We start from the raw sequence: 16,193 nt of genomic DNA on the forward strand, positions 1-16,193 counted from the left end.
CCCAGGGTCTTTGCGTGTAGTCGATCTGTCTGATTGATCATGTGATGCCGAGCGTGGTGAGTGCTCGTCGGGGGTCACGGCTGGTGTGGCGGCAGGCAGCGGCGATGTTGGTGTGGCCGTCCTGGCGGAACACGCTGATGGCGAGGTTCCGCAAGGTGGCCATGGCGCGGGGCAAGCTGCCGCTGCGGATCCTTGAGGCGTCCTCGGCGAACGTGGCGTCGCGGACGTGATGGAGCTGGTTCTCGATCTTCCAGTGGCCGCGGATCCAGCCGGCCAGCTCGGTGCCGGTGGCGGCGCCGGCGGGGAGGCTGGTGACGAAGTAGAGACGCTGGATCGACAGCTTTCCGCTGGTCAGGTCCTTGCGCCAGCGGACGACCTGAAGGGCCTGGCGGGCGTCGGGATAGTCAAGGTGCCGGAATGCCGCGGTCTTGAGCCGCCGGATCTCGACCCGGTGGTGCCGTGTCGCCTTGTCGTAGTGGTCGAGGCGGATGTCCTTCCATGGCAGCTGTTTCAGCCGGTCCAGCAGACCGGGGTGGTTGGCCTTCACCACGGCGACGTAGTGCGCGTTCTGTTCGCGCAGCCAGGCGCCGTTCGCGTGCTGGGTGTGCGCCGCGTCCGCCGTGACCACGGTGTTCTCCAGATCGATGCCGGTCATCAGCGGGATGAACGAGGGGGTCTCGTTGCTCTTGTCCGCGATCTGTCGCTGCCCCAGGACGGTGCCGGAGTGGTCCATGGCGGCCAGCAGCCACACGGCCTTCCGGCCGGGGAGGCGGGATCCGCGCAGGACCTTTCCGTCCACCGACACAGCCCGCCACCGTGTCCCGGCCTGGCGAGAGTCGTCCCTGGACCGGAGGAACGCGCAGACTGCGGCGTCGAAGGCGTCGCCGTCGAGACGGCTGAGCAGCCGCATCACCGTGGTCGGGTGGGGCACCGGGATCGTCTTGCTGAACGGGTCGGTCCTGAACCCGACAGCGGTGAGGACCCAGCGGGGCGCGTCCGCGATCCACTCGGCGATCGCGGTCAGGGACCGGGCGCCGGCCAGCACACCGGCGGCAGCCGCCGACACGAGGGCGACCAGCGGGAAACGCCGGCCACGGCGGTCACGCGGATCGGGCAGTCCGGACAGGAAACGGGCCAGGCAGACCGCGTCGGGCAGCGGCTGCGGCGAGCGGGTACGGGCCAGTTGCTCCAGCCCTCGAGGCATGGGAGAAGATAGGGACGCAGGCACGGTCTTCGGTTGTGGTCATGCGGATTCGACACCTACATGATCACCGAAGTCGTGCCTGCACCTGCATCCGCCCTCCGCACCGGGCGATCTCGGACCTCGCGGGACAAGCCCACCCAAGCCCCAAACATGCAATGCCCCTGGCCCGGGGCCACTGCACCGGAACGGACCACGGCACGGCTGCCGTGGAGCCCACCGTCGCGGTGGCGCGCGGCCCCGCTACCGGCGCAGGCCCTCGAAGGCGAGCCGGACGACCGTCTCGGTGATCCGCTCGCCGTCCGGGGACCCGGAGGAGGCGTCCGAGGGGACGTCCGGCTGGGGCCGGTACCACTCCACGACGGAGTTGATCATCCCGAAGAGCAGCCGGGTGGCCAGCCGGGCGTCGAGGTCGGCCCGCAGGTCGCCCTCGGCGACGGCCTCCCGCAGCAGGGCCGCGACCCGGCGGTCGAACTCGCGGCGGCGCTCCAGCGCCCAGCGCTCGGTGCGGGTGTTGCCCCGCACCCGCAGCAGCAGCGTGACGTAGGGCAGCTCGGCCAGCAGCACCTCGGCGGTGCGGCGGATGACGTGCTCCAGCCGCTCGACCGCCCGGCCGCGGCGGGCCGCCGGCTCGGCCAGGACGGCGAAGAGGCCGTCCAGGGCGCGGGCGGTGGCCCGGCGCAGCAGTTCCTCCTTGCCGCGCACATGGTGGTAGATGGACGACTTCGATATCCCCGCGGCCCGGGAGAGGTGCTCCATGGAGGTGCCGTCGTAGCCGCGCTCGATGAAGACCTCCACGGCGACCGCGAGGAGCGACTCGGGCGTGTAGGTGTCGCGCCCGGACGGGCGGGGGGACCGCTTGGCGGCCGGCTCGGCGGGAACGGCCTCGGCTGGCATGGCCCCGATGGTAGTCGCAGCCGCGCCGCTCCCCTTGCCCCGACCGATCGTTCGGTTGCAGTATCTCCCCATACCGCCATACCGCCATACCGCCATACCCGTCATACCCGCCGTACCGGCCCGTCCGCCCGACGAGGAGTTGGTTCCGTTGACCGCAGCAGAGCTCGTGGAGAGGCACCGCCCGGTGCTGGACCGGGCGCTGGAGGCGATCCGCACCCGGGAGTACTGGTCCCCGTACCCCGAGCACCCGAAGGCGTACGGCACCGAGCACGGCTCCCCGGACGCCGCCGCCGGGAAGGCCGCCTTCGAGGCGCTGCTCGGCCGCCGCTTCGAGCTGGACCAGCCCGGCACCGACGGCTGGGTGCCCGGCGAGGTCTCGCCGTACGGCATCGGGCTGGGCACCGAGTACCCGCACGCCGACCCGGACGTGCTGCTGCCCGCCATGCGCGCCGCGCTGCCCGCCTGGCGGGACGCCGGTCCCGGAGTGCGGGCGGCGGTCTGCCTGGAGATCCTGGCCCGGATCAACGCGCGCACCCACGAGTTCGCCCACGCGGTGATGCACACCAGCGGGCAGGCGTACCTGATGGCGCTCCAGGCCGGCGGCCCGCACGCCCAGGACCGCGGTCTGGAGGCGGTGGCGTACGCGTACGCCGAGCAGACCCGCCTGCCGGGGGCAGCCGAGTGGACCAAGCCGCAGGGCAGGCGGGACCCGCTGCGGCTGCGCAAGGAGTTCACGGCGGTGCCGCGCGGCGTCGCGCTGCTGGTCGGCTGCAACACCTTCCCGACCTGGAACGGCTACCCGGGTCTGTTCGCCTCGCTGGCCACCGGAAACCCGGTGCTGGTCAAGCCGCATCCGCGCGCCGTGCTGCCGCTGGCGCTGACCGTGCGCACCGCCCGGGAGGTCCTCGCCGAGGCCGGCTTCGACCCGGACCTGGTGGCGCTGGCCGCCGAGCGGGACGGCGAGGGTGTCGCGAAGGAGCTGGCCGTCCGCCCGGAGATCCGGATCGTCGACTACACCGGCTCCACGGCCTTCGGCGACTGGCTGGAGGCCAACGCCCGGCAGGCGGTGGTCTTCACCGAGAAGGCCGGGGTCAACACGGTGCTGGTCGACTCCACCGACGACTACCGCGGCATGCTCGGCAACCTGGCCTTCTCACTGTCCCTCTACAGCGGCCAGATGTGCACCACCCCGCAGAACCTGCTGATCCCCCGGGGCGGCATCGACACCGACACCGGCCACAGGTCCTACGACGAGGTGGTCTCCGACCTGGCGGGCGCGGTGGACAAGCTGCTCGGCGACGACCGGCGGGCGGTGGCGCTGCTGGGCGCGATCGTCAACCCGGGGGTGCTGGAGCGGCTGGAGGCGGCCGCCGGGCCGGACGGGCCGGGGGAGCTCGCGCTGGTCTCCCGCGCGGTCGCGCACCCGGAGTTCCCCGAGGCCACCGTCCGCACCCCGCTGGTCGTGAAGCTGGACGGCGACCGGCCGGAGTCGGAGCCGGTGCTGCTGGAGGAGTGCTTCGGCCCGGTGTCCTTCGCGGTGGCCGTGGACTCCACCGCCCGCGCGGTGGAGCTGCTGCGCCGCACCGTGCGGGAGCGGGGCGCGATGACGGTCGGCGCGTACACCACCTCGCCGCAGGTGGAGCGCCTGGTGACGGAGGCCTGTCTGGAGGAGTGCGCCCAGCTCTCGCTGAACCTCACCGGCGGGGTGTACGTCAACCAGACCGCGGCGTTCTCCGACCTGCACGGCTCCGGCGGCAATCCGGCGGCCAGCGCGGCACTGTGCGACGCCGCCTTCGTGGCGGACCGCTTCCGGACGGTGGAGGTGCGCCGGCCGGCCTGACGCACCGCGTCCGGACGCGGGTGGGGTGCCGGGGCCCTCGGCCCGGTTGCCGCAGACCGCCGCCGGACACCGGCGCCGCGGACCTCGTGGCTCACCGCACGGACGGCGGTGATCAGCCGGGTGACGGTGTCCTGGGTGGCGAAGCATGGTCGTCTCCACCGGATCAGCCTGCTACCTGTCACCGGCGGCGGGCCTGCGGGTGTCCATGGCGAGAGGGTCACCGGTGTCGGCTCCGGCTTGCGTGTGCCGACCGCCGGGGCCGGGACCGTGCCAGTCCAGGCACAGAACGGTGGCATCGTCGGCGAGTTGGCCGTGGCAGGCGTCCATCACGGCACCGACCAGCGCGCGGACGGTTTCGCGGGGGTGCTGGTAACGGGTCTTGGAGAGGAGAGCCGACAGGTCGACGGTTCCGGCCGCACGTTCCTGTACGCCGTCGGTGTAGAGCATGAGCCGGTCGCCGGGGCGCAGATCGAGGTCCTGGACGCGGTGGGGGCGGGGTGCGGGGACACCGAAGGGCAGGTTGACGTCCAGGGGCACCTCCCGCACGGCTCCGTCGCGCAGGAGCAGCGGCCAGGGGTGGCCGGCGTTGACCAACTGGGCGCCGGTCCCGTCCAGGCTCACGCGCAGCAACTGGCCGGTGGCCAGGGTGCCCCGGCCGTGGTCGAGGAGCGCCTGGTGGGTCTGGCGGGCCTGTTCTGCCAGGTCGCAACCGGCGCGGCGGGCGCCGCGGGAGGCGTTGACCAGGAGGGTGGCCAGCAGGGCGGAGTCGACGTTGTGGCCCATGGCGTCGGTGACGGACAGGTGGAGGGTTTCGCGGTCCAGGGCGTAGTCGAAGGTGTCACCGCCGATGTCCTCGGCGGGCGCCAGGGCGCCGGCGAGGGTGAACTGGGCGGCTTCGCAGCAGGAGGCCGTGGGCAGCAGCTGGTGCTGGATCTCGGCGGCCAGGCTCACGGCGGTGGTGCGCTGACCCCAGAGGTAGAGATCGGTGAAGCGCCGGTCGGTGACGATGATGTATGCCAGCGCGTGCGCGGCCTGGCCGACCTGCTCCAGCACGTCCTCGCCGGCGTGGGGCAGGGTCAGTTCCAGCACGCCGATGGTGTCACCGCGGTTCGTCACCGGGGCGATCACCTGCTGCCCGCCTCTGCCGTCCGGGGTCACGATGAGCCGCTGGGTGCGCAGCACCTCGTCGTGGACGCTGTCGCGCAACCCGATCCGGTCGGCGCCGCGCCCGCCGTGGGGCTCGCCTTCCTCCGTCAGCCGCACCAGTTCCCGCCCCACCAGGTCCAGGAACAAGAACGACACGGCGACCGCGCCGAACCGGTCGCGCAGGTTGCGCGCGATCACATCGATGGACTCCACCGGCGCGGCGTCCTCCGCTGCCGCGAGGATCTCCCCCAGTCCGAACCGCTCATCCGCCACATCGGCCTCCTTGGTCCGTGCGTCCCTCCCCGAGTACCCCGGACACTGGTGGCGCGAAGCCGGCCACGGCACACCGACCGCGGAGACAGCACTGCGCCGTCCGTCCCTGTGACACCGGGCCGGCCCTCGTGGCGGCTGCCGCGCCGCGGCACACCCGAGGTGGAGGACGCCGGGTGGAGAGGTGACGCGGGCATCGCCGGGCACAGGGTACCGGGCTCTCGCGCGGTGCGGGCCGTGCCGCGGGGCCGTACGGGGCGGAACGGCGCGGACAGGGTGTCCGGCGACCGAGGCCGAGAGGACGGTGCAGGGCGGGGTACGGCAGCCGCCGACGCTGCGGGCGAGCGCGGGCTGCGGCGGGGTGTGGTGAAGTCCCGGCCACTGGGCGCCTGGTGGCCGGTTTCCCGGCCCGGGTCCGGGGCGAGCACGGTGTGCCGGTCACCGACGTCCCGGGGCGGCACACCTAGACCCCGGCGTGCGCGCGTATCCAGGTGTGCATGGCGATGGCCGCCGCCGCGCCCGCGTTGATGGAGCGGGTGGAGCCGAACTGGGCGATGGAGCACACCCGTTCGGCGTGCTTCCAGGCATCCCCGGTCAGCCCCGGCCCCTCCTGCCCGAAGAGCAGCACACAGCGGCGCGGCAGTTCGGTGGTCTCCAGCGGGACGGCGCCGGGGAGATTGTCGATGCCGACGATCGGCAGTCCCTCGGCGCGGGCCCAGTCGGCGAGGGCGGCCACGTCCGGGTGGTGGACGATGTGCTGGTAGCGGTCGGTGACCATCGCCCCGCGCCGGTTCCAGCGGCGCCTGCCGACGATGTGGACCTTCGCGGCGAGGAAGGCGTTGGCGGTGCGGACGACGCTGCCGATGTTGAAGTCGTGGGTCCAGTTCTCGACCGCGACGTGGAAGTCGTGCCGCCGGGTGTCGAGATCGGCGACGATCGCCTCGCGCCGCCAGTAGCGGTAGCGGTCGACGACGTTGCGCCGGTCGCCGCCCGCCAGCAGCTCCGGGTCGTACCGCTCGTCGTCCGGCCACGGCCCCGGGTGGGGACCGACCCCCACCTGAAGGCCGTGGCCCTCGTCGTACTGCAACGCTTCCGGTTCCGGTTCCGGTTCCGGTCCCGGGTCCCGTGTCTCGCCCTCGTTCACCCCACGAGAGTACGCGGGGAGTCCGCGCCGGACCCGGTGCCGCCGTCCGGTCCGGCGGGCTCCCCGGCCGCCCCGTCCCGCTCCCCGCGGCGGGCGAACCGCCGCAGCCGTCCGGTGTTCCGCGCCGTCCGGGCACCCAGCCACACCAGGAAGGCCGTCGGCAGGAAGACGGCGTCGGCGGCGATCATGGCGAGCGAGAAGAACGGCAGCCCCAGGACGACGGCGATGGAGGCGTGTTCCAGCATCATCACGGCGAGCAGCACGTTCTTCACCCGGCGGTTGAAGAGGGTGAAGGGGAAGGCGACCTGGACGATCACCGTGCCGTAGGTGATCAGCATGACCAGCACCCCGTTGGAGCCCAGGGCCTCGGAGAGGGCGGGCCAGGGGGTGAAGTAGTCCAGGTTCAGGGGGTAGTGGAGGGCGGTGCCGTCCTGCCAGCGCGAGCCCTGGATCTTGTACCAGCCCGCGGTCGCGTAGATGAAGCAGACCTCGACCATGATCACCAGCAGGGCGGCGTTGTGGACCACGTTGGTGAGGACGTCCAGGAAGCGGCGGGCGTCCGTCCGGCGGTCCCGGCCGCCCGGGCGGTCCTCGCCCTCCGGTGCCGGGCCGGCGGTGTCCGCCGGTCCGGTGTCCGCCGCTTCGGACGGGGCCGCGGCGGCCTCGGCGGGCCGGGGCCGCACGGCCCACCACAGCGCGTGCGCCAGCCACAGCCCCCACAGCACGGTCGCCCAGCCGAGGAAGGGCACCGGTCCGGTCCCGCCGAACCAGTCGAGATCGCCGCGCACGGTGATCCCCAGCAGGACGGCGCCCAGGACCGACCACAGCGCCACACCGACCGGGTCGCCGCCCGGACCGTCCGGCCCCGCCTCCGGCCGCCGGGCGCGGCGGCGGGCGTCGAGGGACCAGACCCGGCCGCAGCGGGTGAACACCAGGTAGATCGCCATCAGATGGATGACGTTGTCACCGCCGTCCCCCATGAAGACGCTGCGGTTCTGCAGCGACAGCACCCCGAGCATGAACAGGACCGACATGGTCCGGGTGCGCCAGCCGACCAGCAGGGCGGCGCCGGAGAGCACGGCGACGGCGTAGACGATCTCGAACCAGACGGTGCTGTCGGACCACATCAGCGCCGTGAAGGCGTTGTTGGTCTCGATCAGCCGACGGCCCAGCTCCCAGCTCCACGGGCCGTCCGGGCCGTACAGCTCGTGCCGGTTCGGCCACTCGAACAGCAGGTAGAGCAGCCAGGCGAGGGCGAACCCGATGCGGACGACCGCACTCTGGTACGGGCCCAGCGGCCGGGCGGTGATCTTCACGATGCCGCCGACCATCGCCCGGTCGGCGGCCTCGGCGGACCGCCGCAGCACGGCCCGGAGCGGAGCGGCGGACGGCTCGGGGGACGGACCAGGGGATGCCTCGGTGGGCGGCTCGGCGGACGGCTCGGCGGGCGACGGGCCGGCCGGGTCCCGGTCGGTTTCGGACTTCATCACTCGCCCTCCGGGACGTCCGTGCGGTCGACCGACCACCAGGGCAGCTCCTGGTAGGTGGTCTCGGTGCTGGTGCTCTCGTCGCTCCAGGGCGGTGACGCAACCGGAGTCGTCGCCGACCGCACCTGGACGCGGGTGATCTCGCCGCCGTTGAGCTCCGGCCCGAACCGCAGCATCACGATCCGCTTCAGGTACTCCTCGGAGAGCTCGCCGCGCACCCCGTTGGGCTGGTGCCGGTCGTCGTGCGAGCCGGTGAAGAAGTCCCAGGCCCGGCGGAGTTCGTTCTGGGCGGTGTGGCTGGGGAAGAGGTTGCCGCGGATCTCCTCGACGTCCATGGCCGTCAGGTCCACCCAGCCGGTCGTCTCGGTGGCGCCGTCCGGCTTGCGCACCTCGGCCCGCGCGTGGACGGCGACGTTCTGCTGGAGGGGGTTGGGCGCGAACAGTTTCCAGTTCTGCTCGAACTCCGGGTAGACGTACTCCTCCACCACCTCGCCGTGCTGCCTGCTGAGCGTGTTCGACGGCGCGATGTGCAGGAAGACCATCGCCAGATGGACGGCGACGAACACGCCGACGGCCCCCAGCGCAATCGCGACGGCGATCCTGGCCGGGGGCGGCAGCGCCATCACCCCCTGCCGGGACACGTCCTCCCGGCTCTCCGCGTCCTCCCGGCCGTCCGGGCGCTCCCGGTCCCCCCGGCGCGGCTGTGCTGCTGGCTCCATGCCCTCCCCGATCCGATGTCCGCGTGTGCGCAGGCCTGCGTGTTCGTGTGCTCGCGTGTCCGGCGCCCCGCGTGTGATCTGTCCGTTCGCGGCCCCCGCGCCCCAGCACCGGCCGGCCGCACCCCCGTGGACGGCCCTACGAGACTAGCCACAGCCTTGACACCTTGGGGACCACTCGACCACCATTGAACCGAACGATCGGTCGGTAGGTTCTCGTCCAGGGCACGGAGAGCACGCGGAACGAGGGAGCCGGACATGACGACGCTGCTGCCGGAGACGGAACGGGGCGGCGGAGGCGGCAGGGACGACGGGGACGGCGCGGCGTACGAGCGGGCCTTCGAGGCGGCCGTCGCCGCCGAGGAGCGGATCGAGCCGCGCGACTGGATGCCCGACGCCTACCGCGCCACGCTGATCCGCCAGATCGCCCAGCACGCCCACTCCGAGATCATCGGCATGCAGCCGGAGGCCAACTGGATCACCCGGGCGCCCTCCCTGCGCCGCAAGGCGATCCTGCTGGCCAAGGTGCAGGACGAGGCCGGGCACGGGCTGTATCTCTACGGCGCCGCCGAGACCCTCGGCGTCAGCCGCGAGGAGCTGCTCGACAAACTGCACTCCGGCCGCCAGAAGTACTCCTCGATCTTCAACTACCCCACCCTCACCTGGGCCGACGTCGGCGCCATCGGCTGGCTGGTGGACGGCGCCGCGATCACCAACCAGGTGCCGCTGTGCCGCTGCTCCTACGGGCCGTACGCCCGCGCCATGGTCCGGATCTGCAAGGAGGAGTCCTTCCACCAGCGCCAGGGGTACGAGCTGCTGCTCGCACTCAGCCGCGGCACACCGGCCCAGCACGCCATGGCCCAGGACGCCGTGGACCGCTGGTGGTGGCCGTCGCTGATGATGTTCGGGCCGCCCGACGGCGAGTCCGCGCACTCCGCGCGCTCCATGGCCTGGAGGATCAAGCGGCACTCCAACGACGAGCTGCGCCAGCGCTTCGTGGACATCTGCGTCCCCCAGGCCGCCTCCCTCGGCCTGACCCTGCCCGACCCGGAGCTGCGCTGGAACGAGGAGCGCGGGCACCACGACTTCGGCCCGGTCGACTGGGACGAGTTCCACCGGGTGCTGCGCGGCGAGGGCCCCTGCAACGAGCAGCGGCTGGAGCGGCGGCGCCGGGCCCACGAGGAGGGCGCCTGGGTGCGCGAGGCCGCGGCGGCGTACGCCCGCAGGCACGCGGGCGGCCGCGGCGGCGACCGTACGGCGGAAGGCGGGACGGCATGAGCACCGGCGGTACGGGCGGCGGCGGTACGGGCGGCGCCGAGTGGCCCCTGTGGGAGGTCTTCGTCCGCGACCGGCGCGGCCTGTCCCACACCCACGCCGGCAGCCTGCACGCCCCCGACGCCGAGCTGGCCCTGCGCAACGCGCGCGACCTGTACACCAGGCGCTCGGAGGGCGTCTCGATCTGGGTGGTGCCCTCGGCGGCGGTCACCGCCTCCTCACCCGACGAGAAGGACCCGTTCTTCGCCCCCGCCGCCGACAAGCCGTACCGCCATCCCACCTTCTACACGGTCCCGGAGGGGGTGGAGCACCTGTGAGCGCGCCCCGGACGGATCTCCGCACCGCCGCGCTGGCCCTCGGCGACGACGCCCTGGTCCTCTCCCACCGGCTCGCCGAGTGGACCGGGCACGCGCCCGCGCTGGAGGAGGAGGTGGCCCTCGCCAACATCGCGCTGGACCTGCTCGGCCAGGCCCGTGTCCTGCTGTCGCTGGCGGGTGGCGGGGAGCGCACCGAGGACGAGCTGGCGTACCTGCGCGAGGAGCGGGAGTTCACCAACGTCCAGCTGGTGGAGCAGCCGAACGGCGACTTCGCGCACACCATCGCCCGCCAGCTCTACTTCTCCGTCTGGCAGGAGCTGCTGTACGAGCGGCTGGCCGACGGCTCCGGCGCCCCGGACGGACTGGGCGCGCTGGCCGCCAAGGCGGTCAAGGAGACCGCCTACCACCGCGACCACGCCGAGCACTGGACGCTGCGCCTGGGCGACGGCACCGAGCTCAGCCGCGCGCGGATGCGCCGCGCGCTGGACACCCTGTGGCGGTACACCGGCGAGCTGTTCCAGCCGGTGCCCGGTCTGACGGTGGACCGGGACGCGCTGCGCGCCCAGTGGACGCGGCGCGTCACCGCCGTGCTGGAGCGCGCCGGGCTCGCCCCGCCCGAAGGCCCGCAGAGCCTGCCCTGGGCCGCGGGCGCCGGGCGTCAGGGCGTGCACACCGAGCCGTTCGGCCGGATGCTCGCCGAGATGCAGCATCTGCACCGCAGCCACCCGGGAGCCTCCTGGTGACCGGGCACGCCCCGGCGGGCCCCAGGGAGCGGGAGACCGGGCTGTACGAGGTCGCGGGCGCCGTCCCGGACCCGGAGCTGCCGGTGGTGTCGCTGGCCGAGCTGGGGGTGCTGCGCGCGCTGCGGGTGACGGGGGAGGGCCGGGTGGAGGTCGAGCTGACCCCCACCTACACCGGCTGCCCGGCGATGGAGGCCATGGCGGCCGACATCGAGCGGGCACTGCGCGCGCACGGGGTGGCCGAGGTGACCGTCCGCACCGTCCTGGCACCGCCCTGGACGACGGACGCGATCACCGCCGAGGGCCGCCGCAAGCTGGCCGCCGCCGGGATCGCCCCGCCCCGGCCGGGCACGGTGTGCGGCCCGGTCGCGGTGGACCTGGCCGTCCGCTGCCCGCAGTGCGGCTCCACCGACACCGTCCTGCTCAGCCGCTTCTCCTCCACCGCATGCAAGGCGCTGCGCCGCTGCGCCGCCTGCCGGGAGCCGTTCGACCACTTCAAGGAGCTGACGTGAGGTTCCATCCGCTCCGGGTCCGCGCGGTCGAACCGGTGGCGGAGGACGCGGTGGCCGTGACCTTCGAGGTGCCGCCCGGGCTGTACGGGGTCTTCCGCCACACGCCCGGCCAGCACGTCACCCTGCGGCGCGCCGCCGCCGACGGCACGGGCGGTACGGGCGGTACGGGCGGTACGGAGGTGCGCCGTACGTACTCGGTCTGCGCCCCGGCCGTGGCACCGCCCGCCGCGCCGGTGCTGCGGATCGGCGTCCGGCTGGTGGCGGGCGGCGTGTTCTCCGCCTACGCGGTCAAGGAGCTGGCCGCCGGGGACACCGTGGAGGTGTCGCCGCCCACCGGGCGCTTCACCCTGCGCCCGCGCCCCGGACGCTTCGCGGCGGTCGTCGGCGGCAGCGGGATCACCCCGGTGCTGTCCATGGCCGCCACCCTGCTCGCCGAGCGACCGGACGCCCGGTTCCACCTGGTGCGCTGCGACCGCACGGCGGCCTCGGCGATGTTCCTGGACGAGGCCGCCGAGCTGAAGGACCGCCACCCGGACCGCTTCCAGCTCGTGCACCTCCTCTCCCGCGAGGAGCGGCGGACGGGCCCGCCCACCGGGCGGCCCGACACCGGCCGGCTGACGGCGCTGCTGCCCGCCCTGCTGCCGGTGGCGGACGTGGGCGGCTGGTTCCTGTGCGGGCCGCACGGGCTGGTGCGCGCCGCCGAGCGCGCCCTGGCCGCGCTCGGGGTGCCCGCCGCCGCGGTCCACCAGGAGATCTTCCACGTGGACGAGCCGGCGGACGGCACGGACGGCACGGGTGCCGCGGACACGGCCGTCCGGCAGGCTGTTCCCGCCCCCGCCCCCGCCCCCGCGCCCGGCGGCACGGAGCTCACCGCGGTGCTCGGCGGCCGGCGGGGGAGCTGGACCGCCGGGGCGGGCGAGACGCTCCTGGAGACCGTGCTGCGCCACCGTCCCGACGCCCCGTACGCCTGCCGGGGCGGGGTGTGCGGCACCTGCCGGGCGAGGCTGGTCTCCGGTGAGGTGCGGATGGACCGCCACTTCGCCCTGGAAGCGGGGGAGGTCTCGGCCGGTTACGTGCTGACCTGCCAGTCGCACCCGGTGACCGGGGCCGTCGAGGTGGACTTCGACTCCTGAGGAGCGTCCGGGCCGTCGCCGGACGTTGTCGGCCCACGCCGGCCACGCGCCCGGCCGAGGCCGGGAGCCACGCCCGGCCCCGGGCGGGCCGGTCCGCGAGCGGCCCGCCCGTCCCGGCGGGCAACCGGACCACCCCGGGAAGCCCAGGGCGGATCACAGCCCCGGCAGCGGCCCGAGGGCCCACGCCCTCCCGGGGCCCGCCACAGCCGGGCGGAAGCTCGGCACACCCGGCCGACGGCGGCCGCGCCCCCGGCGGACACCGGACGCCCCGGTGTCCGCACGGGCCGGCCCCGCGCACGGCCTGCACGTCCCGGCGAGCGGGACGGGGACACACCCGGCGGGCACTCCGCGGCCGCCGTGGAAAGCCCGGGACGGCGCGGACCAGGGCGGACCGCGGGCCTGGCGAACACCCGAGAACCCGGGCCCTCCGGGCCCCGGGGCCGGTCGGGCCCGCCACAGCCGGGCGGCGGCCCGGCGCGCACCGCACGCCGCGCCGGGGGCGTCACACCACCTGGGCCGGTTCCCGCCCGTCGGTCACCAGCGGCCGTCCGGCCGCCGCCCAGGCCAGCATGCCGCCGTCGACGTTCACCGCGTCGATCCCCTGCCCCAGCAGGTACTGGGTGACCTGCGCGGACCGGCCACCGACCCGGCAGACCACGTACACCTTCCGGTCCGCGGCCAGCTCCGCCACCTCGCCGAACCGCGCCACGAAGGCGCTCATCGGGACGTGTACGGCGCCCTCCGCGTGCCCGGCCGCCCACTCGTCGTCCTCCCGGACGTCGAGCAGCAGCCCGTCGGACGGCACCGCCGCGACGTCCACCTCCGGAATCCGGCCGTACGGCATCGGGTCACACCCCTTCGTTCGCGTTCACTCGCGTTCACTCACGTTCACTCGCGCTCGCCGCTTCCCGCCGTCCGCTCCCCGGCGTCGCTTCCGTCCGGCCCGTCTGCCTCGCCTGCCCCGTCCGGCTGTCCGGTCAGCTCCGCGAGCCGGGCCTCCCGCTCGGCGATCCTCGCACGCAGCCCCTCGGCGATCTCCGCCAGCAGCCCGTCCGGGTCGTCGTGGGCCAGCCTGAGCATGTTGCCTATCGCGCTCTCCTCCAGCTCCGCGGCGTGGCGGGCCAGCAGCTCCTTGCGGCGCGCCAGCCACTCCAGCCGCGCGTACAGCTCCTCGCCGCGCAGCACCGCCCGCTCCGCCGGGTCGGGCGGGCCCGCGGCCCACTCCGCGGCCAGCTCTTCGAGCAGCTTCTCGTCCCCGTCGGCGTACGCGCGGTTGACCCGGACCAGGAACTCCTCGCGCCGCTCGCGCTCGGCCTCGTCCCGCGTCAGGTCGGGGTGCGCGGTGCGGACCAGGTCGCGGTACAGGCGCCGGACCCGCTCGCTGGGCCGCACCCGCTCCGGCGGCCGCACCCGCTGCCCGGTGAGCATGGCGGTGGCCTCCGGGGGCAGCCCGCCGGAGTCCATCCAGCCCTGGTACAGCTCCTCCACGGCGGGCATCGGCAGGAGGGCGGCCCGCGCCTCCCGCGCCCGGCGCGCGTCCTCGGGGTCGCCGGTGCGCGCGGCCTCCGCCTCCGCGATCAGGACGTCCAGTTCCTCGATCCGGCCGTACAGCGGGCCGAGCCGCTGCTCGTGCAGCCGGGAGAAGTTCTCCACCTCCACCCGGAAGGTCTCCACGGCGATCTCGAACTCGATCAGCGCGGTCTCGGCCGAGCGGACGGCGCGCTCAAGACGTTCGACACCCTCGTCCTGGGCATCCTGGGTCTGCTGGGCTTCCGGTTTCACGGGCTTCCTCGCGGCCTCTGGTTGACGCGTACGCGCCGGTCCACCGCGCCCCGGCCGGGGCTCCGGTACGGCGGGCGCCCCGCGGACGCCCGCTGCGGGAGGCATCCGGAAGGCGCGCTTCACCCCGCCACCCTACGGCGCCGGAACCCGGTGCCGTCACCCCCGGCTCCGCACCCGGCCACGGCGCCCGGCCCCGCGCCTCACACGCCGTGCTCGGCCGCCAGCCGCCCGGCGCGCACCGCGGCCACCAGCTCCGCGTGGTCCTTCTCGGTACGGTCCGCGTACGCCACGGCGAAGGCGGCCACCGCCTCCTCCAGCTCCTCCGACTTGCCGCAGTAGCCCGCCAGGACGCGCGGATCGGCGCTGTGCGCGTGCGCGCGGGCCAGCAGGGCGCCGGTCATCCGCCCGTAGTCGTCGAGTTCGTCGGGGGCCAGCGCCGCCGGGTCCACGCTGCCCTTGCGGTTGCGGAACTGCCGCACCTGGTAGGGCCGCCCCTCGACGGTCGTCCAGCCCAGCAGGGTGTCGGAGACCACCTGCATCCGCAGCTGCCCCAGCACCACCCGGCGCCCCTCGTGCGCCGGTTCCGGCTCGGCGAACCCGGCCGCAGCCGCGTGCGGGCGCAGCACCGAGGGCCGGGCCTCCTTCACCTGGAGGACCAGGGGCTTGCCCCGGTGGTCCAGGAGCAGCACCACGTACGAGCGGGTGCCCACACTGCCGGTGCCCACGACGCGGAACGCCACGTCGTGGATCGCGTACCGGGCCAGCAGCGGACGGCGGTCCTCGGGCAGGGTGTCCAGGTACTGGGCCAGCGAGGCGGCCACGGCCGCCGCCTCCGCGTCGGTCGCCCGGCGCAGCACCGGCGGGGCGTCCACGAAGGCCCGGCCGCCGTCCCCGGTCTCCCGGGTGGACCTGGCCGCGAAGCGGGCGCTGGTGTTGCGCCGCGCCTTGTCGGAGACCCGCCGCAGGGTGCCCAGCAGGTCGTGGGCGTCGGCGTGCGAGACGAGCTCCTCGTCGGCGACGGCGTTCCAGGCGTCCGCCGCGGACATCCCCGCCAGCAGCCGCACGGTGCGCCGGTACGCCCCGGCCGCGTCGTACGCCGCCGCCCGGCAGACGTCCTCGGCCGCCCCGGTCAGGCGGCCGGCCAGTACCAGGGAGGCCGCCAGCCGTTTGAGGTCCCACTCCCAGGGGCCGTGCGCGGTCTCGTCGAAGTCGTTGAGGTCGATGATCAGCCCGCCGCGGGCGTCGCCGTAGAGGCCGAAGTTCGCGGCGTGCGCGTCCCCGCAGAGCTGCGCGCCGATCCCGGTGGCGGGCGTGCCGTGCGCCAGGTCGTACGCCATCAGCCCGGCCGAGCCGCGCAGGAAGGCGAAGGGGGTGGCGGCCATCCGCCCGACCCGGATCGGGACCAGCTCGCCGATCCGGCCCCGGTTGGACTCCTCGACGGCGGCCACCGCGTCCGGCCGGTCCGGCGCCTCGGCGAAGTCCGCGTGCGCCCGCCTGGGCACCGCCTCCCGCCGGGCCCGGCCCGCCGCCTTGGGCGACACCTCGCTCCACCGGTCCGCGAAGCCCGGCACCCTCGGCAGCCGCTCGGCCACGGCACCCACCCCCTGTGTACTGTCCCCGCGCCCGGCAGCGGCCGGCGGATCACCACAGGAAGGTACCCGCCTACCGCTGTGCGCGTCAGGCCCCCGCGTGGCGACCGCGTCACATCCGCGCCGCCCCCCACAGGTGAACCC

Annotated in this window: 15 protein-coding genes; 6 read left to right on the plus strand and 9 right to left on the minus strand. The window is 74.5% G+C overall.

From position 1 onward, the window contains the following. Positions 1-37: 37 nt before the first annotated feature. Together CUT44_RS02225 and CUT44_RS02230 are read right to left on the minus strand one after the other, a co-directional pair. Positions 38-1,204, minus strand: a complete 1,167-nt coding sequence (locus CUT44_RS02225; protein ID WP_100200406.1) for an ISAs1 family transposase — start codon at positions 1,202-1,204, stop codon at positions 38-40. Between the two features lie 240 nt (positions 1,205-1,444). Further along, positions 1,445-2,098 carry a TetR/AcrR family transcriptional regulator gene (locus CUT44_RS02230; RefSeq protein ID WP_100200407.1) on the minus strand — a complete coding sequence of 218 codons (654 nt, stop codon included), beginning with the start codon at positions 2,096-2,098 and terminating at the stop codon, positions 1,445-1,447. Positions 2,099-2,246: 148 nt separating this feature from the next. On the opposite strand from CUT44_RS02230, the gene paaN reads away from it, so the two are divergent. Next, entirely contained in the window at positions 2,247-3,938 is a 1,692-nt protein-coding gene (paaN, locus tag CUT44_RS02235) for a phenylacetic acid degradation protein PaaN (RefSeq protein WP_408646699.1), read from the plus strand. 171 nt (positions 3,939-4,109) lie between these two features. On the opposite strand, the gene CUT44_RS02240 is transcribed toward paaN, so the two are convergent. The 4 genes from CUT44_RS02240 to CUT44_RS02255 all read right to left on the minus strand — a co-directional run bounded on the left by CUT44_RS02240 (position 4,110) and on the right by CUT44_RS02255 (position 8,704). Further along, positions 4,110-5,357, minus strand: a complete 1,248-nt coding sequence (locus CUT44_RS02240; RefSeq protein WP_100200408.1) for a PP2C family protein-serine/threonine phosphatase — start codon at positions 5,355-5,357, stop codon at positions 4,110-4,112. A 460-nt stretch (positions 5,358-5,817) separates the two neighbouring features. Continuing rightward, positions 5,818-6,498: a TrmH family RNA methyltransferase gene (locus tag CUT44_RS02245; RefSeq protein ID WP_100200448.1), complete on the minus strand. Its 681-nt coding sequence runs from the start codon at positions 6,496-6,498 to the stop codon at positions 5,818-5,820. Further along, positions 6,495-7,985, minus strand: a complete 1,491-nt coding sequence (locus CUT44_RS33740; RefSeq protein ID WP_408646700.1) for an HTTM domain-containing protein — start codon at positions 7,983-7,985, stop codon at positions 6,495-6,497. The genes CUT44_RS02245 and CUT44_RS33740 overlap by 4 nt, the downstream gene beginning before the upstream one ends. After that, a complete protein-coding gene (locus CUT44_RS02255; protein ID WP_233221131.1) occupies positions 7,985-8,704 on the minus strand; it encodes a DUF5819 family protein in 720 nt (239 codons plus the stop codon). Before CUT44_RS02255 ends, CUT44_RS33740 begins: the two co-directional genes overlap by 1 nt. Before the next feature lie 255 nt (positions 8,705-8,959). On the opposite strand from CUT44_RS02255, the gene paaA reads away from it, so the two are divergent. Genes paaA through CUT44_RS02280 form a run of 5 tightly spaced genes read left to right on the plus strand, consistent with a single transcriptional unit; the run spans position 8,960 to position 12,678 of the window. Further along, on the plus strand, positions 8,960-9,979 hold the full coding sequence (gene paaA / locus CUT44_RS02260; RefSeq protein WP_233221133.1) for a 1,2-phenylacetyl-CoA epoxidase subunit PaaA: 1,020 nt from the start codon (positions 8,960-8,962) through the stop codon (positions 9,977-9,979). Further along, positions 9,976-10,293: a 1,2-phenylacetyl-CoA epoxidase subunit PaaB gene (gene paaB, locus CUT44_RS02265; protein WP_100200409.1), complete on the plus strand. Its 318-nt coding sequence runs from the start codon at positions 9,976-9,978 to the stop codon at positions 10,291-10,293. The genes paaA and paaB overlap by 4 nt, the downstream gene beginning before the upstream one ends. Further along, entirely contained in the window at positions 10,290-11,036 is a 747-nt protein-coding gene (paaC, locus tag CUT44_RS02270; RefSeq protein WP_100200410.1) for a 1,2-phenylacetyl-CoA epoxidase subunit PaaC, read from the plus strand. Before paaB ends, paaC begins: the two co-directional genes overlap by 4 nt. After that, complete coding sequence (gene paaD / locus CUT44_RS02275; RefSeq protein WP_233221136.1) at positions 11,033-11,545, plus strand: 1,2-phenylacetyl-CoA epoxidase subunit PaaD; 513 nt, start codon at positions 11,033-11,035, stop codon at positions 11,543-11,545. Before paaC ends, paaD begins: the two co-directional genes overlap by 4 nt. Continuing rightward, entirely contained in the window at positions 11,479-12,678 is a 1,200-nt protein-coding gene (locus CUT44_RS02280) for a 2Fe-2S iron-sulfur cluster-binding protein (protein ID WP_100200411.1), read from the plus strand. Before paaD ends, CUT44_RS02280 begins: the two co-directional genes overlap by 67 nt. A 502-nt stretch (positions 12,679-13,180) precedes the next feature. Here CUT44_RS02280 and CUT44_RS02285 read toward each other — a convergent pair. The 3 genes from CUT44_RS02285 to CUT44_RS02295 form a co-directional block, all read right to left on the minus strand. Continuing rightward, positions 13,181-13,522 carry a rhodanese-like domain-containing protein gene (locus CUT44_RS02285; RefSeq protein ID WP_100200412.1) on the minus strand — a complete coding sequence of 114 codons (342 nt, stop codon included), beginning with the start codon at positions 13,520-13,522 and terminating at the stop codon, positions 13,181-13,183. A 44-nt stretch (positions 13,523-13,566) separates the two neighbouring features. After that, positions 13,567-14,460 carry a hypothetical protein gene (locus CUT44_RS02290; RefSeq protein ID WP_233221139.1) on the minus strand — a complete coding sequence of 298 codons (894 nt, stop codon included), beginning with the start codon at positions 14,458-14,460 and terminating at the stop codon, positions 13,567-13,569. Between the two features lie 200 nt (positions 14,461-14,660). Further along, positions 14,661-16,061: a DUF2252 domain-containing protein gene (locus CUT44_RS02295; RefSeq protein ID WP_100200413.1), complete on the minus strand. Its 1,401-nt coding sequence runs from the start codon at positions 16,059-16,061 to the stop codon at positions 14,661-14,663. Positions 16,062-16,193 lie beyond the last annotated feature (132 nt).

The sequence above is a fragment of the Streptomyces carminius genome (assembly GCF_002794255.1).
In the GTDB taxonomy this organism is placed as follows: Bacteria; Actinomycetota; Actinomycetes; order Streptomycetales; family Streptomycetaceae; genus Streptomyces; species Streptomyces carminius.

Excerpts from the sequence above, each read along its gene's own strand:
- CUT44_RS02285 (WP_100200412.1), bottom strand. The coding sequence starts at position 13,522 with ATGCCGTACGGCCGGATTCCGGAGGTGGACGTCGCGGCGGTGCCGTCC.
- CUT44_RS02225 (WP_100200406.1), bottom strand. The coding sequence starts at position 1,204 with ATGCCTCGAGGGCTGGAGCAACTGGCCCGTACCCGCTCGCCGCAGCCG.
- CUT44_RS02255 (WP_233221131.1), bottom strand. The coding sequence starts at position 8,704 with ATGGAGCCAGCAGCACAGCCGCGCCGGGGGGACCGGGAGCGCCCGGAC.
- paaA (WP_233221133.1), top strand. The coding sequence starts at position 8,960 with ATGACGACGCTGCTGCCGGAGACGGAACGGGGCGGCGGAGGCGGCAGG.
- CUT44_RS02280 (WP_100200411.1), top strand. The coding sequence starts at position 11,479 with ATGCAAGGCGCTGCGCCGCTGCGCCGCCTGCCGGGAGCCGTTCGACCA.
- CUT44_RS33740 (WP_408646700.1), bottom strand. The coding sequence starts at position 7,985 with ATGAAGTCCGAAACCGACCGGGACCCGGCCGGCCCGTCGCCCGCCGAG.
- paaB (WP_100200409.1), top strand. The coding sequence starts at position 9,976 with ATGAGCACCGGCGGTACGGGCGGCGGCGGTACGGGCGGCGCCGAGTGG.
- CUT44_RS02230 (WP_100200407.1), bottom strand. The coding sequence starts at position 2,098 with ATGCCAGCCGAGGCCGTTCCCGCCGAGCCGGCCGCCAAGCGGTCCCCC.